We start from the raw sequence: 25,167 nt of genomic DNA, 5'->3' as shown, positions 1-25,167 counted from the left end.
GCTGACGGCGCCGGTCGGCATCGCCGGCAGGACCCGCGGGTGTGCCCGGCCGCGGTCGGGACGACCGAGCCGGGGCAGCACCGCAGTCCCGCTGAGCACTGGATCGGCCGGTCCACCCCCCTCCCTTCACCCGAACGTGCCCGGGTCCCCCGTTGGGGGGAGGGCCGCCGAGCAGTGCCCATCCACCGGGAAGGGCGGCCGGGGACGGCCGACCGTGCCGGTCGGCGGGCGAGGCGCCGCGCCATGAGGGGGACCGTGCGCGTGCGGGAACAGCCGGTGCGCCGCGAGCCGCTGCCCACTCAGCCGGGTCGGGTACTCACGCTCCGGCTTTCCGTTCCGTGGGGAACCGCGCGTCGAGCCAGGCCAGCATCGCGTCCAGCGGCTGCCGCCAGCGGGCGTCGAGCATGAGGTCGTGGCCCATCCCCGGGAACTCGACGACCTCCGCCCCGTACCGCCGGGCGGTGGCCCGCACCCCACGGATGGGCACCAGCCGGTCGTCGGGGGTGGCGAGCACCAGGACCGGCGGTGCGCCCAGCGGGGGCCCGGCCGGACGGTGCAGGAGCAGCTGGTACTGCGCCAGGGCGGACTCCGCTCCGCAGCGGTCGGAGAGGGTCTGCGCCTCCGCGGCGCCGAGCTCGTGGAAGAGGTACTCCGGCCGCAGCGGCAGGGAGCCACCGCCCACGATCCTCAGGGCGTCCAGCGGGTGCCGGCGGGCGATGGCGGCCAGCGACGCCACCGCCGGGTGGGCCGGCACCGGGGCGAGAAGGACGGCGGCCCGGGCGGCGTACCGGGCCAAGGCCCTCTGGACGACCAGCCCGCCCATCGAATGACCCACCAGGACCGGCGGGCGGGGCAGCGCCGTCGCCGTCGCGACGACGTCGGCGGCGTAGTGCCCCAGCAGCGCGGTCCGCAGCCGCCCGGGGCTCTCCCCGTGCCCCCGCAGCGAGACGGCGTAGGCCGGCCACCCGGCCTCGGCGGCCGCGTCGAGCCACCGCTCCCAGCACCAGGCGCCGTGGCCCAGGCCGGGCACGAAGAGCAGCGGCGGGCGGCCCGAGTCCTCCGCCGGCTGGCGCTCGAGCAGCTCCCGGGCGCGCCCGTGACCCGCCGTGTCCCTCATCACACCGCCGGACCCTAGCGACGGCCCCCCTCGCTGACCGGCATGATCCCCCGGGATCATCACGACCGGCACCACACGCACCGAGCACGATCGCACCCAGCACCCAGCACCCAGCACGACCGCACCGCTACGACAGCCACCGTGGGCAGGCGACGAGGCCTCCCCGACGAATGGAGCGCCACGTTGCGAATCGGAGTTCCGCGGGAGACCCGCCCCCGCGAGACACGGGTGGCCGCGACCCCCGCGACCGTCGGCAAGCTGATCGCCCTGGGATACGACGTGGTGGTGGAGAGCGGTGCGGGCGTGGCGGCCAGCTTCCCCGACGACGCCTACGCCGCGGCCGGCGCGAGCGTCGGGACGGCGGAGGACGCCTGGCAGGCCGACGTCGTCCTGCGGGTGAACGCACCCGCCGTCGACGAGATACCCCGGCTGCGGCACGGCGCGACGCTGATCAGCCTGCTGAGCCCGGGCCTGAACCCCGACCTGGTCGACGCCCTCGCGGCCCGGCCGATCACCGTGCTGGCCATGGACGCCGTCCCGCGCATCTCCCGCGCGCAGTCGATGGACGTGCTCAGCTCGATGGCCAACATCGCCGGCTACCGCGCGGTCGTCGAGGCCGCGCACACCTTCGGCCGGTTCTTCACCGGGCAGGTGACCGCGGCGGGCAAGGTGCCGCCGGCCAAGGTGCTGGTCGTGGGCGCGGGCGTGGCCGGGCTGGCCGCCATCGGCGCGGCCAGCAGCCTGGGGGCGATCGTGCGGGCCACCGACGTCCGCCCCGAGGTCGCCGAGCAGGTGCGCTCGCTCGGCGGCGAGTACGTGGCCGTGCCCGACGCCGAGCAGCAGGTGAGCGCCGACGGCTACGCCCGGGAGATGTCCGAGGACTTCAACCGCCGGGCCGCTCAGATGTACGCCGAGCAGGCCAAGGACGTCGACATCATCATCACCACCGCGCTGATCCCGGGGCGGCCGGCGCCGCGGCTGATCACCGAGGAGATGGTCGCCTCGATGAAGTCGGGCAGCGTGATCGTCGACATGGCCGCCGCGCAGGGCGGCAACGTGGCCGGCTCGGTCCCCGACGAGATCGTGGTCACCGCCAACGGCGTCTCGATCATCGGCTACACCGACCTGCCGGCCCGGCTGCCCGCGCAGGCCTCGCAGCTGTACGGGCAGAACCTGGTCAGCCTGCTCACCCTCCTGACACCGGGCAAGGACGGCCAGCTGGTGCTGGACTTCGACGACGTGGTGCAGCGCGCGATGACGGTCGTGCGGGCGGGTGAGAAGACCTGGCCCCCGCCGCCGGTGCAGGTGTCGGCCGCGCCGGTACCGGCGGCCGCGCCTCCGGCGGCGGTCGAGCCCGCTCCCCCACCCCGGCCACCGGGGCCCGGACGGCGGTTCGCGCTCGTCGGTGTGGGGGCGGCGCTGCTCTTCCTGGTGACCGCCTTCGCGCCGAACGAGCTGATCCAGCACGTCACGGTGTTCGCCCTGGCCGTCGTCGTCGGCTTCTACGTGATCGGGCACGTGCACCACGCCCTGCACACGCCGCTGATGTCGGTGACGAACGCGATCTCCGGGATCATCGTCGTCGGCGCGCTGCTGCAGATTGGCCACGACGACCCGCTGGTGACCGCGCTGGCCTTCATCGCGATCCTCGTCGCCAGCATCAACGTCTTCGGCGGCTTCGCCGTCACCCGGCGGATGCTCGGCATGTTCACCCGCGGGCCCGCCCGATGAGCGCCGCCGCCGCCGCGTCCGCGGCCTACATCGTCGCCGGGCTGCTGTTCATCCTGAGCCTGGCCGGGCTGTCCAGGCACGAGAGCGCCAAGGCCGGCAACGCCTACGGCATCGCGGGCATGGCGCTCGCGCTGGCCGCCACCATCGGGCTGGCCACCCGGAGCAGCTCGGCCCTGGGCCTCACCCTGCTGGTCGTCGCCATGGCCGTGGGTGCCGCGATCGGCCTGTGGCGGGCCGCCCGGGTCGAGATGACCGGCATGCCCGAGCTGATCGCGATCCTGCACAGCTTCGTCGGTCTCGCCGCCGTGCTCGTGGGCTGGAACGGTTACCTCTCGGTCGAGGCCGATCCCGGGCAGCAGACGGAGGTGGCCGGGAACCTGCTCGGCATCCACTCGGCCGAGGTGGTGATCGGCGTCTTCATCGGCGCGGTCACCTTCACCGGGTCGATCGTGGCGTTCCTGAAGCTGTCCGGGCGCATCAAGAGCAACCCGCTGATGCTGCCGGCGCACAACGCCCTGAACCTGGGTGCGCTGGTGGCCTTCGCCGTCCTCACCGTCGTGTTCGTCGTCGAGCCGAACCTGCTCGTGCTCTCCGCCGTCACCGTGCTGGCGCTGGCCCTGGGCTGGCACCTCGTGGCCTCGATCGGCGGCGGCGACATGCCCGTGGTCGTCTCGATGCTCAACAGCTACTCCGGCTGGGCCGCCGCGGCCTCGGGGTTCCTGCTCGGGAACGACCTGCTGATCATCACCGGCGCGCTGGTGGGCTCCTCGGGTGCCTACCTCTCCTACATCATGTGCCGGGCCATGAACCGGTCGTTCCTGTCGGTGATCGCCGGTGGGTTCGGCAACGAGGGCAGCGTGGCCGTCGACCGCGACTACGGGGAGCACACCGAGATCACGGCCGAGGAGACGGCCGAGCTGCTGCGGGACGCGCGGAGCGTCGTCATCACTCCCGGCTACGGCATGGCGGTGGCCCAGGCGCAGGGCGCCGTGGCGGAACTGACCCGCCACCTGCGCGACAAGGGGATCGACGCCCGGTTCGGGATCCACCCCGTCGCCGGCCGGCTGCCCGGGCACATGAACGTGCTGCTGGCCGAGGCGAAGGTGCCCTACGACATCGTCCTGGAGATGGACGAGATCAACGACGACCTCGCCGACACCGACGTCGTGCTGGTCATCGGGGCCAACGACACCGTGAACCCGGCCGCGACCGACGACCCCGGCAGCCCGATCGCCGGCATGCCGGTGCTGCGCGTCTGGGAGGCCGGGACCGTCGTCGTGTTCAAGCGCTCGATGAACACCGGCTACGCGGGGGTGCAGAACCCGCTGTTCTTCCGCGACAACAGTCGGATGCTCTTCGGGGACGCACGAGAGCGGGTGGAGGACATCCTGCGGGCGCTGTGACCCCCGTCCGAGGCCTGTCCTATGTCGACCCGAGGGCATACCGTGAGTGGGTGCGTTCCCATGGACTCCTCCGTCACGTTCCCGGGGCCGAGGCGTCCGACCACCTCTGCTGGGTCTACGACGACGATGACGCCGGCTTCGACGCGGCGGTCCGGCAGTTCCTCGCCGGTGGGCTGGCCCGCGGAGAACGGCTCCTCTGCGTTGGCGAGCGGATCATCGAGAGCCTCGCCGGGAACGCCGCGCCCCTGGGGAACACCGAGGAGCTGAGGGCCGGCGGTGTGCTGGGCACGATGACCCTCGGGGAGGCCTACGCCGCCACCGGTAGTTTCACGCCCGAGGCCCAGCTGGCGTTCTACGACGCGGCCACCCGACGCGCGCTCGATGACGGGTACCGCGGGCTGCGGGTCGTCGCCGACGTGGGCGGGCTGGCGGCCGACGCGTCCACGCGGGCGGGCCTCATCCGCTGGGAGCACGTGGCCGACGAGTACATGGCCCACGGGCCGGGGATGTCGGCGATGTGCACGTACCGCCGGGACCTCCCCGAGGCCGCGCTGGCAGAGGCGACGTCGGTGCATCCCCTCGTGCACGCGCCAGACGTCGCGTCGCCGTTCCAGGTGTTCTTCGAGGACGGCCACGTGGCCGTGGCCGGCAGCGTGGACACCTTCAGCGCCGACCGGCTGGCCCGGGTGCTGACCGCCTCGCCGGTCGGCGCGCACGGCGCCGTGCTCGATCTCCGGCTGCTCGAGTTCGTCGACGTGGCCGCGTCGCGGGTCATCGCCCGCTGGGCGCAGGCCCTGGCCGACCGCCCGGTGCCGCTGACGTTGGAGGTCCGTGGCGCCTCGCCGCTGGTACGCCGGATGTGGCGGGTGCTGGCGCTCGATGAGCTCGCGCCGGTCACCTTCGCCGGCGCAGCGGCATGACCAGCACCCTGGAGCCCGTCGCCGGCTTCGAGCACGAAGCGCTCCTCTACCGCGGCGACGACGGGTTCCTCGCCGGGCTGCTGCCCTTCGTGCGAGAGGGGCTGGAGCGAGACGAGGCCGTGGTGGTCGCCGAGCCACGCCTCCGCTTGGAGCAGCTCCGCGACGCCCTCGGCGACGACGCGTCGTCGGTGGAGTTCCTCGACATGGCGGAGATCGGCGGCAATCCGGCCCGGATCATCGGTGTCTGGGCGCGCACCCTGCAGGAGCACACCGACGCGGGACGGCGGTTGCGCGGTGTCGGTGAGCCGGCGTTCGTGGGCCGGCGGGAGGCCGAGCTCGTGGAGTGCCGGCTGCACGAGCTGCTGCTCAACCACGCCTTCGACGGCGGGCCGGCCTGGCGGCTGCTGTGCCCGTACGACGAGCAGCACCTTCCCCGCGCCGTCAGCCGGGGCGCCCTGCACACCCATCCGGTGACCGCGACTGCGGCCGGACGCCGGGTGAGCGCCGACTATCTCGCCGATGGCGCGCTGGACGCCTTCGCCGCCCCGCTGCCGCCGCCCACCGACGCGGTCCTGCGTGGGATCTACGGCCCGGCCGACGTCCCCGCGACCCGCCACACGGTCGCCCAGTACGCGCGCACGGTGGGCCTGCCGGAGGACAAGGTCGAGGTCCTGGAGCTCGCGGCCTCGGAGCTGGCCACCAACAGCATCCGGCACGGCGGGGGCACCGGCACCGTGGCCATGTGGGTGGAACCCGGCGCCGCCGTCGTGGAGTTCAGCGACTCCGGGCAGCTCACCGATCCCCTGACCGGCCGGCTGATGCCGAGCCTGGAGCAGGAGGGGGGACGCGGTCTCTATCTCGTCAACCAGCTGTGCGACCTCGTGCAGCTGCGGTCATCCGACCTCGGGACGACCGTCCGCATCCTGACCTGGATGTGAGCCGGACCGGGGCAGTGCCGCCGAGCGCCGCCGACGGCCACGCGGGCGGGGGTCCGGGCCCGGCGCGCACCGGCCCTGGCCGGGGTGCGGCTATGCCCTGGGGCAGTACGCGTCAGACAGCCGGCGCGCCGACGGGACGCCTGTCCCGCCTCTGCAGCGCGACGCTCGAAACCGACGGGGTTCCGTCTTCTTGCCGCCGGCTCTCTGATCCGGTGTGGAACCACACGGAGCGCAACGCGTGATCCCCTCCGACGACGACGTCGCCGTCCAGCCGGCCTTCGACGAGCTCGGCCGGCTCTCCTTCGCCGAGCACTCCCTGGAGTCGTTCCTGCAGCGGGTCACCGCCCTGGCCGCCGGCGTGCTGCCCGGTGAACCGGTGACTTCGCTGACCATCCTCGGGGGCAAGCGCCCCGCGACCGTCGCGGCGAGCGGCGACCTCGCCCAGCGGCTGGACGCGCTGCAGTACCGGCGCGGCGCCGGACCCTGTCTGACGGCGGCGTCCACCGGGCGGACGGCGGAGATCGTCGACACCCGGTCGCCCTCGGAGTGGCCGGAGTTCGCGGCCGAGGCGGCCGCCGCCGGCTGCGGGAGCGTGCTGTCGTTCCCGCTGCCGGTCCGGGAGAGCGTCGCGGGCGCACTGACCGTGTACGCCCGCCAGTTCACCGTGGCCGATCGGCGCACCCGCGAGCTGATCTCCCGGTTCGCCGACTACGCCGTCGTCCCGATCTCGAACATGTACCTGTACGAGAGCGCGCTGGAGCGGGCCGAGCACCTGGCGGCGGCCCTGGACTCCCGGGCGGTCATCGACCAGGCCAAGGGCGTCCTGATGGAGCGGTTCAAGCTCACCCCCGACCAGGCGTTCCAGGCGCTGACCCGGGTGTCGATGGAGACCAACACCAAGGTGCGCGACATCGCCGAGCGGTTCGTCCGCACCGGGGAGCTGTCCGGGTTCTGAGCCGCGCCCGAACTCCGACGCGTGCGGCGCGGCCCGCGCGGGCACAGTGGTGCCACGGTCCCCGGGACCGCCGGCAGTTCCGAGGGCCCAGGTTCAGCGGTCGAGACACCGGCCGCTGAGCCGCTCGGAGCATCGGGATCCGTGCGGTTGCGAAGATCCTCGTCGTCACCGACGGTTGCGGACGTGGATCCCTTCCGCGGCCTGGGGATGCCCCGCATCCCCGGGCTCAATGAGCTGCTCAGCCTCCTGCAGACCCAGACCGAGGCGCTGGCCCAGCTCCCGCGCACCCTCAGCGAGCTCAACGGGACCGTCCGGGAGCTGACCGAGGCCACGACGATGGCGCACGCCACGATCGCGTCGGCCCAGCGCATCGCCGAGCGGCTCGAGGACCTCGTCGAGGAACTCGAGGAGCCGGTGCGCGCCCTGAAGCCCGGGATCGAGCGGGTGGGACGCGTGCTCGACGACCCCGTGGTCGACACGGTCCCCGACACGCTGCGCCGGATCCAGGAGGACCTGATCCCGCTCATCCACGGGCTGCGGGTGGCGCAGGACCGGGTGGGCTCGGTGACCGGGCTGCTCCGCCGCAGGCACCGGGACGGCGGCGAGGACCCGGACGGGCTCTAGGCCTCCGGCGCCTTCCCGCCCTCGGGTGGAGCCGGGCGGACGAAGTCGCCGACGGCCTCCTCCAGGCGGGCCCATGTGGAGCTCCACTCGACCAGGGGGTCGAGGATCCGCTCGAAGACGGCCAGCTGCTGGTCGAAGGCGTCGAGCTGCGCCCGCATGGCGGCGATCGACTGCCGCTGGGCGCTGACCGTCTGCGCGACCGCGCGCAGCTGGGCGGCCGACATGGCACCGGGTGGGCTCGGCAGGGCGGGCAGGGGCAGCTTCGCCGGGACGGCGCCGGCGACGGACCGCGCGCGGTCGGTGAAGTTGCGCAGCTGGCTGACGAACTCGTCGATCGACCGCCCGACCAGGCCGCCGGTCGGTGTCTCGGGTCCCGGTTGCTCCTGCGCGCCACCCATGGCCCCGACCGTATTACCCAGCCCCGCGGACGGCGAGCGGCGCTCGGCCCGGTCGCGCGGTCGGTCGCTCGCGCGTCGTCCTGTCGTCCGCCGCGACGACGTGGTCGTCCCGGCCTTCGGCTGACGACGCTTCCCATGTCGGACACGCCGGTCATACCCGGTCGTACTTCGGGTGTGAAGACCGCCATCTCCCTGCCGGACGAGACGTTCGACCGCGCTTCGCGACGAGCGGCCGAATTGGGCATGAGCCGATCGGAGTTCTTCGCCAGAGCGGCCCAGCGATACCTCGAGGAACTCGACACCCAGTCCCTGACGCAGCAGATCGACGACGCGCTGGAGCGACTGCTAGAAGGCGATGACTCCGCCGGCGACGCGATCACCGTGGGACGGCGCCTGCTTGCCGACACCGACGACGAGTGGTGATCCAACGGGGCGGCATCCACTGGGCCGACCTCGAGGCGGCTGCCGGGAGCCGGCCGGCCCAGCGCCGCCCCGTGCTGGTCGTGCAGGCCGACGCCTACAACGCCAGCCGATTGGTCACCGTTCTGGCTGCGGCCATCACGTCGAACACCGCACTGGCGACCATGCCCGGGAACACCTTTCTCCCGTCGACGGTCACCGGACTCCCCCGCGACTCCGTGGTGGACGTGACCGCACTCGTCACCCTCGACAAGAGCGACCTCGATCATCAGGTCGGCCTGCTCCCGGCCGCGGCCCAGGTCCCGCGCGCCGCTCGATCAGTCCGCAGTCGGCGCCGTCATCCAGACGACGGCGAGCTCGTTGCGCTGACCGAACCGCTCCAGATGGCGGCCCAGGACGTCCTGGACGCGGGCGAGGGTCTCGGCGTCGGGCGCCTCGGCGACCAGGGTGAGGACGCCGTCGCCGACCTCGATGACGCCGGTGCCACCGGCGATGGCGGCCGTGGACGTCGCGCCGTCGGTGGTGAACTCGGTGCGTCGGCCGAGGTGAGGGACGAGCTGCTTGGCGTAGCGCTCCGGAGCGCCGGTGACGACGTCGGCGCGGCTGATCAGGGTGTCGCGCACGGAGCCCAGGCTACGGAGGCAACGTTCCGGCATCCTCACCGCGCGCCAGGATGCCGCCATGGATGTTCTGAGCAGCCGGGTCCTGCTCCGGCCGACCGATCCGGAGCGGTCGCGGGCGTTCTTCGGCGACGTACTCGGGCTGGCGGTGTACCGGGAGTTCGGCCCGCCGGAGCACGGCGGCGTCGTCTACTTCCTGGGCAACGGCCTGCTGGAGGTGTCAGGGCGGTCGGACGAGCCGCCGCGCGGGATGGCACTGTGGCTGCAGGTCCGTGACGTCGCCGCCGAGCACAGCCGGCTGCTGGAGGCCGGCGTGACGGTTGCCAGGCCGCCACGGCAGGAGTCGTGGGGCCTGGTCGAGATGTGGGTCGAGGACCCGGACGGCGTCCGGATCGTGCTGGTCGAGGTACCGGAGGACCACCCGCTGCGCCGCGACCAGCGCTAGGAGAATGTGTCTGGCAGCGGCGACGCCGCCCATGTCCGCTCACCCGTCACGTCTAGGAGATGCATGCCCGCGGCCGTCGGTCGGATCCGTCACGTCGCGGCGTCGTGCGCCCTTGCGGCCGTGGTGGCCGGCTGTTCGTCGGACGGCGCGGCCACTCCGCGGGCGGAGGCCCCGACCCGGACGACCGCGCCCAGCAGCGATCCCCTCGTCCCCCAGGAGCGGGTCGACGAGGTCGTCGCCGGCCTCGACCGGCGCGCCCAGGTCGCCCAGCTGTTCGTCGCCGGCGTCCCGCTCGACGACCTCGCAAGCGGGGACGCCCTCGCCCGTAGCGGGGTGGGGGGCCTGTTCCTCGCCGGGCGCTCCGACGCGCCGGCCACGGAGCTGGCCGCGACGGCCGGACGCTGGCAGGACCTCGCCCCAGGTCCCGGGCTCTGGATCGCCGCCGACCAGGAGGGCGGGAACGTCCAGACGCTCACGGGCCCGGGATTCGACCGCCTGCCCTCCGCTCTCGAGCAGGCCGCCCTGCCACCGGCGGAGCTCACCGCCCTCGCCGACGGCATGGCCTCCGCGCTGGCCGGTGCCGGCCTCAACCTCAACCTCGCGCCGGTCGCCGACGTCGTCCCGCCGGGGACCGAGGACGCCAACGAACCGATCGGGTACTTCGACCGCCACTACGGCAGCACCCCGGAGAGCGTCTCCGCAGCCGTGTCCACGGTCATGACGGCGCTGGCCCGGGCCGGCGTCACGCCGACGCTCAAGCACTTCCCCGGGCTGGGCCGGGTGCAGGACAACACCGACACCAGCGCCGACGTCACCGACTCGGCCACCACCGCCGGGGACGCCCAGGTGGCGCTCTTCGCCGACCTGGCCCGCTCCCCCGCGGAGCCGTTCGTCATGGTGTCGTCGGCGACCTATCCGCAGCTCGACCCGGCCGAGCAGGCTGCCCTCTCCCCCGTCGTCGTCACCGACCTGCTGCGGGAGCGGCTGGACTTCGACGGCGTCGTCATCTCCGACGACCTGGGCAACGCCCGCGCCGTCCGCGACGTCCCGCCGGGCGAACGCGCGGTGCGCTTCCTCGCCGCCGGAGGAACGCTGGTGCTGACCGTGGACCCGACACTCGTGCCGGGGATGATCGACGCCGTCCTGCAGCGGAGCGAGGCCGATCCGGTGTTCGCCGCGACCGTGGACGACGCGGTGCGCACCGCCCTGCTGGCCAAGGAGCGCGCCGGGCTGCTCGCGGACTGACTCAGCCGACGAGCTCGCGCAGCCGCTCGGCGTTGCGGACGGCGTGCCCGTGGCCGTCGTTGTTGAAGTACACGTACACGTCGCGCCCCGAGCCGCTCCACTCCCCCACCCGGTCCGCCCACCACCGCAGGTCGGTGTCGCCGTACGACCCGGCGTAGAGGTGGTCGGGATCGGGTCCGTGCATCCGGACGTAGACGAAAGGTGCCGTCGCTCGCAGCACGCACGGCAGCCGGGCGCCGCTCATCACGCAGTAGGCCGCGCCGTGCCGCTCCAGCAGCCCGAACACCGCCTCGTCGTGCCAGCTGGGGTGGCGGAACTCCACCGCGACCCGCATCCACGGCGGCAGGCAGGACAGGAAGTGGTCCAGCCGGGCGTCGTCGCGCTGGTGCGCCGGGTGCAGCTGCACCAGCAGCACCGCCCGCCGGTCGCCCAGCTCGTGCCACGCCGAGGTCAGGCGGGGGAGCCACGGTTCCGGCGCGTACAGGCGCTTGGCGTGGGTCAGGCCGCGCGGCGCCTTCACCGAGAGCTGGAAGCCCGGCGGCAGGCGCCGCCGCCAGCCCGTGAAGCTGACGTCGCGCGGCCAGCGGTAGAAGCTGGCGTTGAGCTCGACGGTGCCGAACCGGCGCACGTAGTGGGCCAGCCGGTCCCGCGCCGGGGTGCCCGGCGGATAGAGGACGCCGTCCCAGTGGTCGTAGCTCCAGCCCGACGTCCCGACGTGCACGCTCACGGGACGGCGCTACCCCGCTCCTGCGGTGTTCCTCCCGCATTCCCTGTCCTGCACGACACAGAAAGCGGGAGGAACACCCCGGAAGCGAGGACGGACGGCCGCCCTGCAGGGCCCACTGCGGCCTGCGAGGGGCCCGTCCAGAGGCTCACCGCGAGCATCCGAGCGGCAGGGTGACGTGCTGGAACGGCCCCGCTGCAGGGAACGGTCGCGAGCCTGCGAGCGGTGGGGGCAGCGGGGTCCTTCCTCAGTACCAGCCCTTGGACTGCGAGTGGCTCCACGCGGCGCACGGCGAGCCGTACCTGTCCTCGATGTAGATGAGGCCGGCGTCGATCTGCCGGTAGCCGTCCGAGGTCTTGGCGATGCCGGTACTGGCCCACGTCGAGTCGAGGAACTGCGGGATCCCGTACGCGGTGCTGGTCGGGTTCTGCGCGTTCGGGTTCCAGCCGCTCTCCTTGCCCCACAGGTTCTCGAGGCACGAGAACTCGCCGGCGCTGCCCACCTTGCTCATCGCGTACTCCTTGTAGGAGCCCTTGGGCGCGGTGGCGGCGGACGTGCCCTGCCCGGGACGAGCGGCGGCGGCCTCGGCCTCGGCGGCGCGAGCCGCCTCGATGCGGGCGGCCTCGGCGCGGGCGGCCTCCTCGGCGGCGACGCGGGCGGCCTCCTCGGCGGCGATGCGGTCCCGCTCGGCCTGGTCGGCGGCGGCCTGCGCCTCGGCGGCCGCGGCGCGCTCGGCGTCGCGCTCGCTCCGGCTGGCGGCCAGCTGCTCGAGCGGCGCGACGATCTCGTCGCCGGCGACCGGTGCCGGCTGGGCGGGGATGCCCAGCTGCGCGGCCACGCTCACCGACTCCATCGAGGCGGCGTCCGCGGCGGGCTCACCGGCGGTGAGGACGTTGACCATGAGCGCCCCGGCGGCCGCGACCCCGAGGTAGAGAGCCGGGCGGCGGCCGCCCAGGGGCGGGCGGGTGCCGGACGGGCGGAGGGCCCGGGCGGACGAGGACAGCGTGGTGCGGAGGTTCATGAGGGGCCTGTGCTCCGGATGACAGGGCGCGGCGGACCGGCCGGGCGCGCGAGGGCGCGGGCGGTCCACTGCGAGAGGGGCGAGGGGCAGCGCCGGCGGGCGGGGAGCCCGGCGGACGAGGGTCAGCGCAGGCGGGTCCCGCGCGGCGATCCGTACCGGCTGCTGCTGCGTGCAAGGTGTGCCCGAGGGCGCGCCATGCTGCGGCTCTCCGTTTCTTCCGTGGGCCGCCTACCGAGTTAGCTGACGGATTCGGGCGGGAAGCGGCCCTACCCGCCCCGAGCGGTGCTCGGAGCAGGATTCACCCCAGTACTGCGGTGGGTCCCCGGCTCGCCCGCACTCCAGGGGAGCGTCAGGGCGACTCGGCGGCGTCCGGCGCGGCCGCCCCGGATGGGGCGGTAACCGTCCGGCCGGACTGGCCCAACGTAACCGCCGTTATCGAGTCGTGACAATGCCGGATCGGCGTGACGCGTGTCGCCCTCCCGGTCAGGGCAGCCGCCAGACCGTCGTCCGGCGCACCTGGGGCCCCTCGGTGTCGGGCACGTCGTACGTCGCCACGGCGGCCAGCCGGTCGGTCGGCACGTAGGGCCGCCCCGGGTCGCCGAGGTACACCTCGGCGCCCCTCGCGCGGGCGGCCTCGAGCCAGGGCAGCACCCGCTCGCTCATCACGCGGTCGTAGCAGACGTCACCGGCAAGGACGACGTCGACCGCGGGCGATTCCTCCCCCAGCACGTCACCGAGGACGGCGACCGGCGGGAGGCCGTTCACCTCGGCGTTCACCGCGATGGCGGCGTGCCCGAACGGGTCGATCTCGCTGGCCACCACCTCCCGGGCCCCGGCGAGCGCCGCCGCGACGGCCACCAGTCCGCTGCCGGCGCCCAGGTCGAGCACCGACCGCCCGGCCACGGTCGCCGGGACGTCCAGGACGTAACGCGCGAGCGCCTGGCCACCGGGCCAGGCGGCGGCCCAGAACGGGGGCTCGGTCGGCGCGACCCCCCGCTCCTCCTCGATGGCCTCCCAGAGCGCCACGACGTCGGCGGCCACCTGCAGGGTCACCTCGGGCACCAGCGCGGGCCTGACCGGCCGGGTGTGCGCGCGCACGAACGCCGCGGGCACCGAGCGGAACTCCTCCACCGGGTCAGTCCACCCCACCGACGGCGGATGCGCCGCGCCAGTTCCGTCCGTCGGTCAGGACGCCGGGGGCTTCGGCGGCGCCGCCCGGCGGGCGATCAGCTTCCAGTACGAGCCGGGCATGAGCCGCACGAGGACGTCGGGCACCTTCGCGCTCCACCCGATGAGCAGGCGCGGGCGCCGCTTCTCGATCGCCGTGACGATCATCGCCGCGGCGGTCTCCGGGGGCATGGTGAGCAGCTTGGCGAACTGCTCGCGGCCCTGCTCGTACTCCTCGGCCGAGACCCCCGCCCCGGTGCGGGCGCTCTCGGCGATGCGGGTCCTGATGCCGCCGGGATGCACCACGGTGACCCCGACGCCGTTGTCCGCCAGCTCGTGCCGGACTGCCTCGGAGAACCCGCGGACGGCGAACTTGCTGGCGGAGTAGGCCGCCTGCCCCGCCGGGGCGAAGATGCCGAACACGCTCGACACGTTGACCAGGTGCGACCCGGGGTGGGCCTTCAGGACCGGCAGCAGCGCGTGGGTCAGCCGGACGACGGCGCGGAAGTTCACCGCCATCACCCAGTCGAAGTCCTCGAGGCTGACCTGGTCGAGACGCCCGCCGAGGGCCACCCCGGCGTTGTTGACCAGCAGCGTCGTCTCGGGGTGCTCGGCGACCAGCGTCGCCGCCAGCGCCGCGGTCTGCTCGTCGTCGGAGAGTTCGGCGACGTGCGTGGCGAGGGTCAGCCCGGGGTGGGCGGCCCGGATGCGGTCCGCGACGTCGCCCAGCCGGTCCTTGTCGCGGTCGACCAGGACGACGTGGCTGCCGCGGGCGGCCAGCTGGACCGCGAGCGCCTCCCCGATGCCGCTGGCCGCACCCGTGACGACGGCGGTGCCGCCGGCGAACTGGTAGGGACCCATCAGGCGACCGCCTTCTCCGTCGTGGGAGCGGGCACGGCCCGCTGGAACGTCATGCCCTCGTCCTCCAGCGTGCCCCGCCGCATCAGCTGGACGTCGCGGAGGTAGTTCTGGTGCAGCCGCCACGGCGTGCGGCGTCCCTGCTTGGGCAGGGCGGCGAGGCTGCGCCGGACGTAGCCGGAGGCGAGGTCCAGGAACGGCCGGTCGGCCCCCTCGGGCGGTGCCACGGGCGTGGCAGCGACGTAACCGTGCGCGTCGAGGTGGTTGATCAGCCGGCAGAGGTACTGGGCGACCAGGTCGGCCTTCAGCGTCCACGAGGCGTTCGTGTAGCCGATCGTCATCGAGAAGTTCGGCACGCCCGACAGCATCATCCCCTTGTAGGAGACGGTCTCGGACACGTCGACGGGGCGGCCGTCGACCGTGAGCGACATCCCGCCCATCGGCAGCAGGTTCAGCCCGGTCGCCGTGACGATCACGTCCGCGTCGAGGTGCTCGCCCGACTCGAGCTCGATGCCCTTCTCGGTGAACCCGCGGATCCGCCCGGTCGCGATGGAGGCCTCGCCGCGGCGCAGGGCCGCGAACAGGTCGCCGTCGGGAACCAGGCACAGCCGCTGGTCCCACGGGTCGTACGGCGGGTTGAAGTGCGTGTCGACGTCGAAGCCGGCCGGCAGCTGCTTCTCGGTCAGCCGGCGGATCAGCTTCCGCGCGGCGGCGGGACGGCGCCGGCTGAACTGGTACAGCAGCGTCGAGAGCAGCACGTTCTTCCACCGGACGATCGGATAGGCCAGCCTCGCCGGCAGCCTGTCGCGCAGCAGCTGGGCCAGCGGGTCGCGACCGGGCAGGGAGAGGATGTAGCTCGGCGTCCGCTGCAGCATCGTCACGTGGTCGGCGTCCCCGGCCAGGCTGGGCACCAGCGTCACCGCCGTCGCGCCGCTGCCGATGACGACGATGCGCCTGCCCGTGGCGTCGAAGTCCTGCGGCCAGTGCTGCGGGTGGATGATCTGCCCGGCGAAGTCCTCCTCGCCGGGGAACCGGGGCCGGAAGCCCTCGTCGTAGCGGTAGTAGCCCGAGCACACCGACAGCCAGGAGCACGTCAGCTGCACCGTCTCCCCCGTGTCGGTGCGGCGGGCCGTCACCGTCCACCGGGCGCCCTCGCTCGACCAGGCGGCCGAGAGCACCTGGTGGTGGAACCGGATCCGGTCGCGGACGCCGTACTCGGTCGCGGTCTCCTCGATGTAGCGGCGGATCGAGGGGCCGTCGGCGATCGCCTTCGACTCGCGCCACGGCCGGAAGCGGTAGCCGAGGGTGAACATGTCGGAGTCCGACCGGATCCCCGGATACCGGAACAGGTCCCAGGTGCCGCCGATGGCGCCCCGGGACTCGAGGATGGCGTAGCTCTTCCCGGGGCACTCCTCCTGCAGGTGGCAGGCGGCACCGATGCCGGACAGGCCGGCTCCGACGATGAGGACGTCCACGTGCTCCGGTGCCATGCGCGCGCTCCAGGGTCTGGGCCGGGTCTGACCGGCGAAGGGAGGGGCCGCCGGGAAACGGTGCGGCACCCACGCTATCGACGCCCTGTCGAACGAGTCAACGCGGTGTCGAGAAACGGGTGCCGACAGGTATTCTCGGCCGGTGCCCCTCACCGCCGGCGAAGCCCCCGCCCGGGGCCGCCGTGCCGCGCGCCCGTCGGGCGACGACCGCGAGCTGGCGATCCTGGAGACGGCGGAGCGGCTGCTCGCGGAGCGGCCGCTGAGCGCCATCTCGGTCGACGACCTGGCCCGCGGGGCGGGCATCTCCCGCCCCACGTTCTACTTCTACTTCGCGTCCAAGGACGCCGTCCTGCTGTCCCTGCTCGACCGGGTCGTGGCCGAGGCGGACGCGGTGACGCGCGAGGCCTTCGGTCAGCCGGCGAGCGGTCCCCGCGAGGGCTGGCAGCGGGCGATCACCGCGTACTACGAGACGTTCCGGGCGCACCGCTCCCTCACCCTCGCCTGGGCGGAGGCGCGCTCGTCCAACGCCGAGATCCGTGGGCTCTGGGCCGGCGTCGTCGAGGGCTGGGTCCAGCGGTGCGCGTCGGCCATCGAGTCGGAGCGCGCCCGCGGGGCGGCGCCGGACGGCCCGTCCGCCCGCGACCTGGCGGTCGTGCTCACCTCGACCAACGAGCGCGTGCTCTACGCCACCTTCAGCGGCGACGGCCCGGCGCTCACCGAGGGCGCCGTGGTCGACGTGCTGCTCGAGGTGTGGCTGCGCGCCATCTACGGGAGCTCGCCGACCGACTGAGCCGCCGGGAGCGCCCGCGCCGGCCGGACCGGACGGCGCGGGGCGTGCCCGTCACCCCGCGGCCACCGCGCTGCCGGACGCCGCCTCGATCTCGCGTCCGGTCGCACCGGTGCGGACGACGGTGACCGGGCAGGGCGCGTGGTGCACCAGCTGGTCGCTCGTGGATCCGAGCAGCAGGCCGCGGAACCCGCCCCGGCCGCGGGCGCCGACCACCAGCAGGTTGGCCCCCTGGGCCGCGGCGAGCAGTCCCTGCACCGGCGGCCGGTGCACGACGTGACAGGTGGCCCGCACCGACGGGTCGAGCCCGGCCGCCTTGACGTGGGTGGTCAGCTCGTCGTGCACCGCCTTCTCCCAGTCCTGGAGCGGCGGCACGTAGCCCGGCGTCCAGCTGCTGGGCTGCGGCGCGGTCATCATCGCCCAGGCCCGCACGACGTGGAGCTCGATGTCGGCGCGGCGGGCCAGCCGGCCGGCCCAGGCCAGCGCCTCCTGCGCGCTCTTCGAGCCGTCGTGCCCGACGACGATCCCGCCCTCGACGCGCACGACCTCGCAGACGTCGTCCATCGCTGCCTCCTTCGTCCGGCTCGCGGCCACCACCTCTGGCCCAAGCCTCTCACCAGGGAAGGCGGTGCCGGGCCCAGATGCTCCCGGCGCCCCGGCGGGCTCAGTGCGGGACGGAGGCCGGACGGCCCGCCATGACCACGACGTCGGATCCGTTCCGGTCGTCCTGGACGACGCCCTCGACGGCGATGTTCGGCTCGTCCCGGTCGTCCTGGACGACGCCCTCGACGGCGATGTTGGGCTCGTCCGGGACCACCTCCTCGACCGCCACGCCGCCCCGGATCCGGTCCGGCCCGGGCACGTCCCTGGGCGCCATGGCCGCGACGACCTCCAGGGCCTCACCGATCCGGTCGGTCAGCTCCCGCAGCGCCTGCCGGGCCTGGTCCCGCTGCCGGAGCAGCTCGCCGACCTCCGCCCGGACCGAGGCCAGCGTGGCGTCCGCGGCCGCGGCCGCCTCCTCCTGCTGCTGGGCGGCCAGCGCGGCGAGACGGTCGCGCTCGGCCGCGGCCTCCCGCGCCAGGGCGTCCCGTTCGGCGGTCGCCGTACGCAGCAGCTCGGCCGCCTGGCCCCGCGCCTGCTCGATGGCCGCCGCCGCCACCGCCCGGTCCCGGCGGGCGTGGTCGAGGAGCTCGTCGGCGGCGTCCACCGCCTGCTGCTTGATCTGGTGGGCCTTGCGCAGGCGGGCGTCGGCCTCGGTGCGCGCCTCGGCCACCAGGTGCTCGGCCTCCTCCGCGGCGGCCTCGGTGATCGCGGCGGCCTCGTCCTCGGCCAGGCGCAGCAGCTCCTGGACGCGCTGGGAGACCGGGAACGCCTCGCGGCCGGGCGGGGCCTCGGCGAGCAGCCGGCGGGAGATCTCCAGCTCCGCCGAGCACTCGCCGAACCGGCTCAGGAGGTGGTCGACCTGCCGCCGGAGGGCGACGAGCTCGCCTTCGGCCCACGCCGTGTAGTTGTCGACCTCGAGCCGGTCGTAGCCCTGCATCCGGACGCGGAAGATCGGCCGGTGGTCCAGCAGCTCGCCCAGGTCGCCATGCAGGTTGGGCACCGCCGGCGACGCCCCCGCCCCGGTCGCTCCACCGGCACTGCCGGACCCCGCTCGCACAGCCATCGTCGTTCTCCCCCTGCTCACACAGCACACCCTGGGCGGACAGTGCCAGACGCGGACGCCAGGGGTGTCCCACCGTAACCGGACCGTGAGGTGCCCTCCGGCGTAGTTCGGCCGCCTGTGGCAGGACGGTCACGTTCCGCTTATGCCCGGCGCCCGGGCGACCCAGCCCGGCGGGTGGGATCTTCCCAGGACGGGCATAGCGTCGACCGCCGAGGTGTTGCCAGGGTCAGTAGTTGCGTTCTCAACTAACGACGGAGACGAACATGCAGTTCGGCATCTTCACGGTCAGCGACATCACGCAGGATCCGACGACCGGCCGCACGCCGACCGAGGCGGAGCGGATCAAGGCGGTCCTGACGATCGCGCAGAAGGCGGAGGAGGTCGGGCTCGACGTCTTCGCCCTCGGTGAGCACCACAACCCGCCCTTCTTCTCCTCCTCCCCCACCACCACGCTGGCCTGGATCGCGGCGAGGACGCAGCAGCTCCAGCTGTCGACCTCCACGACGCTGATCACCACCAACGACCCGGTGAAGATCGCCGAGGACTACGCGATGCTGCAGCACCTGGCCGACGGCCGGGTCGACCTGATGATGGGCCGCGGCAACACCGGCCCCGTCTATCCCTGGTTCGGCCAGGACATCCGCAACGGCATCGAGCTGGCCGTCGAGAACTACGCGCTGCTGCGCCGGCTCTGGCGCGAGGACGTCGTCGACTGGGAGGGCAGGTTCCGCACGCCGCTGCAGGGCTTCACCTCCACCCCGCGCCCGCTCGACGGCGTCCCGCCGTTCGTGTGGCACGGGTCCATCCGCAGCCCGCAGATCGCCGAGCAGGCCGCGTACTACGGCGACGGCTTCTTCCACAACCACATCTTCTGGCCGCCGGAGCACACCCAGCGGATGGTCGAGTTCTACCGCCGCCGCTACGAGCACTACGGCCACGGCAGCGCCGACCAGGCGATCGTCGGCCTCGGCGGGCAGGTGTTCATGCGCAAGCGGTCGCAGGACGCGGTGGAGGAGTTCCGGCCCTACTTCGACAACGCCCCCGTCTACGGGCACGGGCCCTCGCTGGAGGAGTTCTCCGCCCAGACCCCGCTGACCGTGGGCAGCCCCCAGCAGGTGATCGAGCGCACCCTCGGGTTCCGGGACTACGTCGGTGACTACCAGCGCCAGCTGTTCCTCATCGACCACGCCGGCCTGCCGCTGAAGACGGTGCTCGAGCAGCTGGACATCCTCGGCGAGGAGGTCGTACCGGTGCTGCGCAAGGAGTTCGCCGCCCTCAAGCCGGCCCACGTGCCGGACGCGCCCACCCACGCCTCCCTGGTGGCCGCCGCCGGTGGCGGCAGGGACGCGACCGTGCACGCCCCCGCCGACAGCGTGACCGGACAGGTGCGATGACCACCCGGGCCCTGGCCGTCGTCAGCGGCGGCCTGAGCAACCCGTCGTCCACCCGGTTGCTGGCCGACCGGCTGACCGCGGCCACGGTGGAGGCGCTCCGCACGCGGGGCGACGACGCGACGGTCGAGGTGGTGGAGCTCCGGGCGCACGCCCGCGACCTGGCCGACAACCTGGTCACCGGCTTCGCGAACCAGGCGCTGCGGACGGCGGTCGACACGGTCACCGGCGCCGACGGGCTGATCGCCGTCACGCCGATCTTCTCGGCCTCCTACAGCGGCCTGTTCAAGACGTTCTTTGACGTCCTGGACAAGGAGGCCCTGGTCGGAAAGCCGGTCCTGCTCGGCGCGACCGCGGGGACCGCCCGGCACTCCCTCGCCCTCGAGCACGCTGTCCGCCCGCTGTTCTCCTACCTGCGGGCGGTTCCCGCGCCGACGGCCGTCTTCGCCGCCCCGGAGGACTGGGCCGGCGCCGGCGGCGTCGACCGGGCACTGGCCGACCGGATCGACCGCGCCGCCGGCGAGCTCGCGGACCTCATCAGCGGCCGGCCGCCGTCCACGCGGCCGGTGGACCCGTTCGCCGACCCGACGACGTCCTTCGAGGACCTCCTGCGCGGCACCTGACGGCCCGTCCAGGGCACCGCCGCGAGCTTGCGAGCGGTGGGGAGGACGGGGTCCTCTTTCAGCCGACGGCGTCCTCGGACTTCGGGGCCGTGCCGCCCCGGGGGGCCTCGCCGGTCATGATCCGCGCGATCTCCGCCCGGTCGCCGGCCGACGGCAGCCCCCATCCCGGCTCGTAGCCGTAGACCTCGTGCAGCGGCCGCGACGCCGTGCGCCCGGTGAGCACCTCCACCGAGCCGGAGTCGATGAGGCCGGGGTGCTCGACGCCGCAGGCCTCGGCGACCTTGAGCAGGTCGCGGCGCAGCGTGCGCACGTAGTTGGCCGCCCGCACCGACTTCAGCGCCGGGTCGAGGCCGTGGGACAGCCAGGCGTTCTGCGTGGCGACCCCGGTCGGGCAGGTGTCGGTGTGGCACTTCTGCGCCTGGATGCAGCCGATGGCCAGCATCGCCTCGCGGGCCACGTTCACCATGTCGCAGCCCAGCGCGAAGGCCACGACCGCGTTGTCGGGCAGGCCGAGCTTGCCGGCCCCCACGAAGACGACGTCCTCCTGCAGCCCCTTGCGCGCGAAGGTGGAGTAGACGCGGGCGAAGCCGAGCTGGAAGGGCAGCGACACCGAGTCGGTGAAGATGAGCGGAGCCGCGCCGGTGCCGCCCTCCCCGCCGTCGACGGTGACGAAGTCGACCCCGCGGCCGGTGCTCCCCATGAGGTCGGTCAGCTCGTCCCAGAAGGCCATGTCGCCGACGGCGGACTTGATGCCGACCGGCAGCCCGGTCTCGGCGGCCAGCAGCTCCACCCAGTCCAGCAGGCTGTCGGTGTCGGAGAACTCGGCGTGCCGCGACGGGCTGATGCAGTCGACGCCCACGGGCACGCCGCGGGTCTCGGCGATCTCCGGTGACACCTTCGCCCCGGGGAGCACGCCGCCCAGCCCCGGCTTCGCGCCCTGGCTGAGCTTGATCTCCAGCGCCCGCACGGGTGCGCCGGCGACCAGGTCCTTGAGCCGCTGCAGGTCGAACCGGCCGTGCTCGTCGCGGCAGCCGAAGTACGCCGTCCCGATCTGGAAGACCAGCTCGCCGCCGTGCCGGTGGTGCGGCGAGACGCCGCCCTCGCCGGTGTTGTGCAGGCACCCGGCCAGTGCCGCGCCGCGGTTGAGCGCCTCGGTCGCGGCACCGGAGAGGGAGCCGAAGCTCATCGCCGAGATGTTGACGACGGAGCCGGGCCGGAAGGCCGCCGTCCGGCCCCGGGCCGCGCCGAGCACTTTCGCCGACGGCAGCTCGACGTCGGAGCCGGCGTGCACGTTGGTCGCGGGGATCGCCCGGCCGAAGGTGCGGTGGTTGATGACCGGATATCCGGCGGTGTACTCGAGGTCGTTGTCGGTGCCGAACCCGAAGTAGTTGTTGTCACCCTTGGCCGACGCGTACACCCAGCGCCGCTGGTCGCGGGTGAACGGCCGCTCCTCGTTGTTGCCGGCGACGAGGTACTGCCGCAGCTCCGGGCCGATGCTCTCCAGCAGGTACCGGGCGCGCCCGATCACCGGGTAGTTGCGCAGCAGGGTGTGCTCCCGCTGGAGCAGGTCGCGGGCGGCGACGGCCGCGACCGCGGAGAGACCGGCGGCGGCCGCCCGGGCGACACGGTTCATGCGCGTCACGATCCCAGCGGCGCCGGATCTGCGACAGGACAACCGGCGCGGCCCGCACAGCCGGCGGCCCGGCGCCGGGTTCAGCGGTACGCGGAGCCGCCGCGCAGCCGGGCGCGCACCGCGGTGTGCAAGGGGGCCAGCACCACGCCGTCGCGCGCGAGCCGGGCGCGCAGTTCCCGCCGGTGGCGGACGACGCCGACCAGCCCGAGCGCCCAGAACAGGTACTGCACGGAGAAGGCGGCCCGGAAGGCGTCGAGGTCGTAGGCGGTCGACGACCCGGGCGTGAGCAGGTCGAGCACCATGCCCACGGCCAGGATGGTGAGGAGCGAGGCGACGAAGCCGCCGACGTTGACCAGGCCGCTGGCGCTGCCCAGCCGCTCGGCCGGATTCCACGTGCGGGCGAAGTCGAACCCGATCATCGAACCGGGCCCGTTGGTGCCCAGGACGACGACGAGCACGACGAGAAGGGCCAAGGGGGCCCGGCCCGGCCAGAGCAGGACGAGCGTCCAGACACCCGCGGTGGCCGCGGTGATGGCGAACACCAGGGACGACCGTCGCAGCGGCCAGCTGCCACAGAGCCGGCCGAAGAGCGGGCCCACCCCCATCCCGACGAGGACGAGCAGGGTGAGCAGCGCGGCGGCGACCGCCGGGGACAGTCCCTGCCCGACCACGAGGAACGGATATCCCCAGAGCAGGGCGAAGACGGTTCCGGAGAACTGGGTGACCAGGTGGGTGTAGAGGCCCATCCGGGTGCCGGGTTCACGCCACGTCGCGAGGAGGTTGCCGCGCATCTCCGCCAGGCCGGCCACGGGAGCGGGCTCGGTACCGGCCGGGGTGTCCCGCAGCGCCACCAGCACCAGGACGGCGACCAGGAGCCCGGTCGCCGCCGCCCCGAGGAAGGCCGCTCGCCAGCCGGGGCCGTGCAGCACCGCGGCCAGCGGGTACGCGGCGACGACGGACCCGAGCTGACCCAGGATGCCGGTGAGCTGGGTGATCACGGGAACCGTGCGGCCGGGGAACCACAGCGAGACGACCCGCAGGACGCTGATGAAGGTCATGGCGTCACCGGCGCCGACGAGGACCCGCGCGGCAAGAGCCGTCGGCACGTCGGTGGCCAGCGCCAGCACGAGCTGGCCGGCGGCCATCGTCACCGCCCCGGCGAAGATCATCCGCCGGGACCCCAGCCGGTCCAGCGCCACGCCGACGGGCACCTGCAGGGCGGCGTAGACGGCCAGCTGCAGGACGAGGAAGAGGGAGACGGCCGACGCGCCCGCGGAGAACCGCTCCTGTGCGTCCACCGCGGCCACGCCGAGCGAGGAGCGGTGGAAGACGGCGACCCCGTAGGCGGCGAGCGCCACCAGCCAGACGGCGTAGGCCCGCACCGTCGGTCGAGCGGCTGGCGGTGCGCCGTCCCGGGCTGCCTGCATGGTCACCTCAAGGACTACGTCAGAGCGGGGGCGCACCTTCCGTTCCGGCGCAGTGAAATGCCTCACCCCGGGGTCTCCTGCCCACTGCAGTTCGCCTCGATGCACCCTGGTCGATCCCGCCGTCGACCCCGCCGTCGACGACGGGCACCGGCGCGGCCGGATCCTGTGGGCCCTGGCCACGTGCATGGCGACCGAGGGCTACCAGGGCACGGCGGTCTCCGACATCGCCGCGGCCGCGCGTCTCCACGACGATCTCGTACGCACCCTTCCCTGATCAGGAGCACTGCCTGCTCGAGCTGTACTCCCGGGCCAACGACGAGGTGCTGGGCACCGTCCGGCAGGCGCAGGAGGACGCCCGGGCCGCCGGCCTGCCCTGGCGGGAGCGCTGCGGGCGGGCATCGGCGCCTACCTGGAGACCCTCGCCGCCGGGCCGGCCGTGGCCTGGGCCGCCCTCGGGAGGTGCAGGCCGCCGGCCGAAGGGCCCTCGTCCTGCGGCGCGAGGTGATCGACCGCTACGTCGACCTGCTCGCCGAGGTGGCGGGCGGGTTGGCCGACGACCACCCCGACCCGGTGCGGCCGATCAGCCGCGACCTCCTCGTGGCCGCGGTCGGAGGGTCGACGAGCTCATGCTGGCCCGCGTCGAGCGCGGGGGGCCGACCGGCCGGCCGAGGACGCCGGCGTCGCCGCCGACATCGTCATCGGTCTGCTCGAGCGGCGGGACCGGCCCGCGGCCCCGCCGGACAGATGATCGACCCCGCGGCGCGCTGACGACTACTCGTCGTCCGGGCAGGGCAGGAGGAGGTCCCACCCACCCGGGCGCCGTCGGGTCGGCCCGGGTGGCAGTTCCCGACCGACGAGAGGAGCGCCGTCCATGGCGTCCGTCATCCACTACACGATCGCCACCGAGGCAGAGAAGAGCCCCGACTTCCGTCGCGTCCTGTGGACCGGGAAGCACACCCAGCTGGTGATCATGACCATCCCGCCGGGCGGCGAGATCGGCGAGGAAGTGCACGAGGTCGACCAGATCCTCACCTTCGTCAGCGGCACCGGTGAGGCGCAGATCTCCGGCTCCACCAAGCAGGTGGCCCAGGGCGAACTGGTCGTGGTCCCCGCGGGCACGAAGCACAACTTCCTCAACACCGGCGAGAACCCGTTGATCCTCTACACGGTCTACGGCCCCCCGGAGCACGCCGACGGCGCGGTGCACAAGACCAAGGAGGAGGCCGACCGGCTGGAGGAGGAGGGCAAGGACGAGCCGCCGTCCTCCTGACCCCCGTCCCACCGCGCTCTGCCGGGGCCGCCGTCACCGACGGCGGCCCCGTCCAGCGTGACGTCGTGGGGCGTCTCCCCCACCTGCACGCGCGCGAGGGCGGCGTCCTCGCGGACACCAGCGCCGCCCGGTCCGGCGTCAGCCTCGAGGAGATCCCGCCGCCGATCACGTCGTCCCATGGCGGCGCACGTCGGTTGGCTCCGGCCGGGCACGGGACGCAGACTCGGCCTCAGTGTCAGGGTGCTGGCACCGCACCGGCTGGTTGCGGTGGTTGGGATCCTGGCCAGCGGTGGT

Annotated in this window: 25 protein-coding genes, 1 pseudogene and 1 riboswitch; of the genes and pseudogenes, 14 read left to right on the top strand and 12 right to left on the bottom strand. The window is 73.8% G+C overall.

Annotation, left to right across the window (positions count from 1 at the left end; all coding sequences use genetic code 11):
- Positions 1 to 316: 316 nt before the first annotated feature.
- Entirely contained in the window at positions 317 to 1,117 is an 801-nt protein-coding gene (locus ACFSHS_RS04970) for an alpha/beta hydrolase (protein WP_376872547.1), read from the bottom strand.
- 141 nt (positions 1,118 to 1,258) lie between these two features.
- On the opposite strand from ACFSHS_RS04970, the gene ACFSHS_RS04965 reads away from it, so the two are divergent.
- The 6 genes from ACFSHS_RS04965 (at position 1,259) to ACFSHS_RS04940 (ending at position 7,688) form a co-directional block, all read left to right on the top strand.
- Entirely contained in the window at positions 1,259 to 2,848 is a 1,590-nt protein-coding gene (locus ACFSHS_RS04965; protein ID WP_376872544.1) for a Re/Si-specific NAD(P)(+) transhydrogenase subunit alpha, read from the top strand.
- Positions 2,845 to 4,251, top strand: coding sequence for a Re/Si-specific NAD(P)(+) transhydrogenase subunit beta (gene pntB / locus ACFSHS_RS04960; protein ID WP_376872541.1), 1,407 nt, complete (start codon positions 2,845 to 2,847; stop codon positions 4,249 to 4,251). The genes ACFSHS_RS04965 and pntB overlap by 4 nt, the downstream gene beginning before the upstream one ends.
- Positions 4,252 to 4,301: 50 nt before the next feature.
- A complete protein-coding gene (locus ACFSHS_RS04955) occupies positions 4,302 to 5,171 on the top strand; it encodes an MEDS domain-containing protein (RefSeq protein WP_376872538.1) in 870 nt (289 codons plus the stop codon).
- The gene (locus tag ACFSHS_RS04950; RefSeq protein ID WP_376872535.1) at positions 5,168 to 6,109 is read left to right on the top strand and encodes an anti-sigma factor RsbA family regulatory protein; all 942 of its coding nucleotides are present in this window, start codon (positions 5,168 to 5,170) and stop codon (positions 6,107 to 6,109) included. Before ACFSHS_RS04955 ends, ACFSHS_RS04950 begins: the two co-directional genes overlap by 4 nt.
- A 238-nt stretch (positions 6,110 to 6,347) precedes the next feature.
- Positions 6,348 to 7,064, top strand: a complete 717-nt coding sequence (locus ACFSHS_RS04945) for a GAF and ANTAR domain-containing protein (protein WP_376872532.1) — start codon at positions 6,348 to 6,350, stop codon at positions 7,062 to 7,064.
- Between the two features lie 183 nt (positions 7,065 to 7,247).
- Entirely contained in the window at positions 7,248 to 7,688 is a 441-nt protein-coding gene (locus ACFSHS_RS04940; protein ID WP_376872529.1) for a hypothetical protein, read from the top strand.
- Here ACFSHS_RS04940 and ACFSHS_RS04935 read toward each other — a convergent pair.
- The gene (locus ACFSHS_RS04935) at positions 7,685 to 8,086 is read right to left on the bottom strand and encodes a hypothetical protein (protein WP_376872526.1); all 402 of its coding nucleotides are present in this window, start codon (positions 8,084 to 8,086) and stop codon (positions 7,685 to 7,687) included. The two genes, ACFSHS_RS04940 and ACFSHS_RS04935, sit on opposite strands and share 4 nt — an antisense overlap.
- A gap of 174 nt (positions 8,087 to 8,260) precedes the next feature.
- Here ACFSHS_RS04935 and ACFSHS_RS04930 point away from each other — a divergent pair, with 174 nt between their 5' ends.
- Positions 8,261 to 8,509, top strand: a complete 249-nt coding sequence (locus tag ACFSHS_RS04930; RefSeq protein ID WP_376872523.1) for a ribbon-helix-helix protein, CopG family — start codon at positions 8,261 to 8,263, stop codon at positions 8,507 to 8,509.
- Positions 8,503 to 8,787, top strand: a pseudogene (locus tag ACFSHS_RS04925) (type II toxin-antitoxin system PemK/MazF family toxin); the annotation flags it as partial. The gene ACFSHS_RS04930 and the pseudogene ACFSHS_RS04925, both read left to right, overlap by 7 nt.
- Before the next feature lie 36 nt (positions 8,788 to 8,823).
- Here the strand turns inward: ACFSHS_RS04925 and ACFSHS_RS04920 are convergent.
- Positions 8,824 to 9,129 carry a DUF2218 domain-containing protein gene (locus ACFSHS_RS04920; protein ID WP_376872520.1) on the bottom strand — a complete coding sequence of 102 codons (306 nt, stop codon included), beginning with the start codon at positions 9,127 to 9,129 and terminating at the stop codon, positions 8,824 to 8,826.
- A 58-nt stretch (positions 9,130 to 9,187) separates the two neighbouring features.
- Between ACFSHS_RS04920 and ACFSHS_RS04915 the strand changes: the two genes are divergently transcribed.
- Entirely contained in the window at positions 9,188 to 9,571 is a 384-nt protein-coding gene (locus ACFSHS_RS04915) for a VOC family protein (protein WP_376872517.1), read from the top strand.
- A gap of 63 nt (positions 9,572 to 9,634) precedes the next feature.
- Positions 9,635 to 10,816, top strand: coding sequence for a glycoside hydrolase family 3 N-terminal domain-containing protein (locus ACFSHS_RS04910; RefSeq protein ID WP_376872514.1), 1,182 nt, complete (start codon positions 9,635 to 9,637; stop codon positions 10,814 to 10,816).
- A gap of 1 nt (position 10,817) precedes the next feature.
- Here the strand turns inward: ACFSHS_RS04910 and ACFSHS_RS04905 are convergent, their stop codons facing one another.
- From ACFSHS_RS04905 to ACFSHS_RS04885, 5 genes are all read right to left on the bottom strand, one after another.
- Entirely contained in the window at positions 10,818 to 11,543 is a 726-nt protein-coding gene (locus ACFSHS_RS04905; RefSeq protein ID WP_376872511.1) for a DUF72 domain-containing protein, read from the bottom strand.
- Between the two features lie 244 nt (positions 11,544 to 11,787).
- Positions 11,788 to 12,561, bottom strand: a complete 774-nt coding sequence (locus ACFSHS_RS04900; RefSeq protein WP_376872508.1) for an aggregation-promoting factor C-terminal-like domain-containing protein — start codon at positions 12,559 to 12,561, stop codon at positions 11,788 to 11,790.
- Positions 12,562 to 12,771: 210 nt separating this feature from the next.
- A riboswitch (cyclic di-AMP (ydaO/yuaA leader) is annotated at positions 12,772 to 12,936 on the bottom strand.
- A 108-nt stretch (positions 12,937 to 13,044) separates the two neighbouring features.
- Entirely contained in the window at positions 13,045 to 13,692 is a 648-nt protein-coding gene (locus ACFSHS_RS04895) for a class I SAM-dependent methyltransferase (protein ID WP_376872505.1), read from the bottom strand.
- Between the two features lie 54 nt (positions 13,693 to 13,746).
- Positions 13,747 to 14,589, bottom strand: a complete 843-nt coding sequence (locus ACFSHS_RS04890) for an SDR family NAD(P)-dependent oxidoreductase (protein WP_376872502.1) — start codon at positions 14,587 to 14,589, stop codon at positions 13,747 to 13,749.
- Positions 14,589 to 16,076 (bottom strand): flavin-containing monooxygenase, encoded by a 1,488-nt coding sequence (locus ACFSHS_RS04885; RefSeq protein WP_376872499.1) that lies wholly within the window; start codon positions 16,074 to 16,076, stop codon positions 14,589 to 14,591. The genes ACFSHS_RS04890 and ACFSHS_RS04885 overlap by 1 nt, the downstream gene beginning before the upstream one ends.
- 142 nt (positions 16,077 to 16,218) lie before the next feature.
- Here ACFSHS_RS04885 and ACFSHS_RS04880 point away from each other — a divergent pair, with 142 nt between their 5' ends.
- The gene (locus tag ACFSHS_RS04880; RefSeq protein ID WP_376872496.1) at positions 16,219 to 16,866 is read left to right on the top strand and encodes a TetR/AcrR family transcriptional regulator; all 648 of its coding nucleotides are present in this window, start codon (positions 16,219 to 16,221) and stop codon (positions 16,864 to 16,866) included.
- A 51-nt stretch (positions 16,867 to 16,917) separates the two neighbouring features.
- Here the strand turns inward: ACFSHS_RS04880 and ACFSHS_RS04875 are convergent, their stop codons facing one another.
- Positions 16,918 to 17,427, bottom strand: a complete 510-nt coding sequence (locus ACFSHS_RS04875) for a universal stress protein (protein ID WP_376872493.1) — start codon at positions 17,425 to 17,427, stop codon at positions 16,918 to 16,920.
- 100 nt (positions 17,428 to 17,527) lie between these two features.
- Positions 17,528 to 18,529, bottom strand: a complete 1,002-nt coding sequence (locus ACFSHS_RS04870) for a hypothetical protein (protein ID WP_376872490.1) — start codon at positions 18,527 to 18,529, stop codon at positions 17,528 to 17,530.
- Positions 18,530 to 18,792: 263 nt separating this feature from the next.
- Here ACFSHS_RS04870 and ACFSHS_RS04865 point away from each other — a divergent pair, with 263 nt between their 5' ends.
- A complete protein-coding gene (locus tag ACFSHS_RS04865; protein WP_376872487.1) occupies positions 18,793 to 19,923 on the top strand; it encodes an LLM class flavin-dependent oxidoreductase in 1,131 nt (376 codons plus the stop codon).
- Positions 19,920 to 20,543, top strand: a complete 624-nt coding sequence (locus tag ACFSHS_RS04860) for an FMN reductase (RefSeq protein WP_376872484.1) — start codon at positions 19,920 to 19,922, stop codon at positions 20,541 to 20,543. Before ACFSHS_RS04865 ends, ACFSHS_RS04860 begins: the two co-directional genes overlap by 4 nt.
- Before the next feature lie 58 nt (positions 20,544 to 20,601).
- Here ACFSHS_RS04860 and ACFSHS_RS04855 read toward each other — a convergent pair whose 3' ends face one another.
- Both ACFSHS_RS04855 and ACFSHS_RS04850 read right to left on the bottom strand, forming a co-directional pair.
- The gene (locus ACFSHS_RS04855) at positions 20,602 to 22,176 is read right to left on the bottom strand and encodes an FMN-binding glutamate synthase family protein (protein WP_376872481.1); all 1,575 of its coding nucleotides are present in this window, start codon (positions 22,174 to 22,176) and stop codon (positions 20,602 to 20,604) included.
- Between the two features lie 80 nt (positions 22,177 to 22,256).
- Positions 22,257 to 23,603 (bottom strand): MFS transporter, encoded by a 1,347-nt coding sequence (locus tag ACFSHS_RS04850; RefSeq protein ID WP_376872479.1) that lies wholly within the window; start codon positions 23,601 to 23,603, stop codon positions 22,257 to 22,259.
- Positions 23,604 to 24,474: 871 nt separating this feature from the next.
- On the opposite strand from ACFSHS_RS04850, the gene ACFSHS_RS04845 reads away from it, so the two are divergent.
- Entirely contained in the window at positions 24,475 to 24,873 is a 399-nt protein-coding gene (locus ACFSHS_RS04845) for a cupin domain-containing protein (RefSeq protein ID WP_376872476.1), read from the top strand.
- Positions 24,874 to 25,167: the final 294 nt, after the last annotated feature.

Source organism: Blastococcus deserti (assembly GCF_042682525.1).
Taxonomy (GTDB): domain Bacteria; phylum Actinomycetota; class Actinomycetes; order Mycobacteriales; family Geodermatophilaceae; genus Blastococcus_B; species Blastococcus_B deserti.
The sequence above is the reverse complement of the archived record's forward strand: the minus strand, read 5'-3'. Positions and strand labels throughout refer to the sequence as shown.

Excerpts from the sequence above, each read along its gene's own strand:
- ACFSHS_RS04935 (WP_376872526.1), bottom strand. The coding sequence starts at position 8,086 with ATGGGTGGCGCGCAGGAGCAACCGGGACCCGAGACACCGACCGGCGGC.
- ACFSHS_RS04845 (WP_376872476.1), top strand. The coding sequence starts at position 24,475 with ATGGCGTCCGTCATCCACTACACGATCGCCACCGAGGCAGAGAAGAGC.
- ACFSHS_RS04900 (WP_376872508.1), bottom strand. The coding sequence starts at position 12,561 with ATGAACCTCCGCACCACGCTGTCCTCGTCCGCCCGGGCCCTCCGCCCG.
- ACFSHS_RS04875 (WP_376872493.1), bottom strand. The coding sequence starts at position 17,427 with ATGGACGACGTCTGCGAGGTCGTGCGCGTCGAGGGCGGGATCGTCGTC.
- ACFSHS_RS04890 (WP_376872502.1), bottom strand. The coding sequence starts at position 14,589 with ATGGGTCCCTACCAGTTCGCCGGCGGCACCGCCGTCGTCACGGGTGCG.
- ACFSHS_RS04850 (WP_376872479.1), bottom strand. The coding sequence starts at position 23,603 with ATGCAGGCAGCCCGGGACGGCGCACCGCCAGCCGCTCGACCGACGGTG.
- ACFSHS_RS04855 (WP_376872481.1), bottom strand. The coding sequence starts at position 22,176 with ATGAACCGTGTCGCCCGGGCGGCCGCCGCCGGTCTCTCCGCGGTCGCG.
- pntB (WP_376872541.1), top strand. The coding sequence starts at position 2,845 with ATGAGCGCCGCCGCCGCCGCGTCCGCGGCCTACATCGTCGCCGGGCTG.
- ACFSHS_RS04910 (WP_376872514.1), top strand. The coding sequence starts at position 9,635 with ATGCCCGCGGCCGTCGGTCGGATCCGTCACGTCGCGGCGTCGTGCGCC.
- ACFSHS_RS04970 (WP_376872547.1), bottom strand. The coding sequence starts at position 1,117 with ATGAGGGACACGGCGGGTCACGGGCGCGCCCGGGAGCTGCTCGAGCGC.
- ACFSHS_RS04860 (WP_376872484.1), top strand. The coding sequence starts at position 19,920 with ATGACCACCCGGGCCCTGGCCGTCGTCAGCGGCGGCCTGAGCAACCCG.
- ACFSHS_RS04950 (WP_376872535.1), top strand. The coding sequence starts at position 5,168 with ATGACCAGCACCCTGGAGCCCGTCGCCGGCTTCGAGCACGAAGCGCTC.
- ACFSHS_RS04865 (WP_376872487.1), top strand. The coding sequence starts at position 18,793 with ATGCAGTTCGGCATCTTCACGGTCAGCGACATCACGCAGGATCCGACG.
- ACFSHS_RS04915 (WP_376872517.1), top strand. The coding sequence starts at position 9,188 with ATGGATGTTCTGAGCAGCCGGGTCCTGCTCCGGCCGACCGATCCGGAG.
- ACFSHS_RS04885 (WP_376872499.1), bottom strand. The coding sequence starts at position 16,076 with ATGGCACCGGAGCACGTGGACGTCCTCATCGTCGGAGCCGGCCTGTCC.
- ACFSHS_RS04870 (WP_376872490.1), bottom strand. The coding sequence starts at position 18,529 with ATGGCTGTGCGAGCGGGGTCCGGCAGTGCCGGTGGAGCGACCGGGGCG.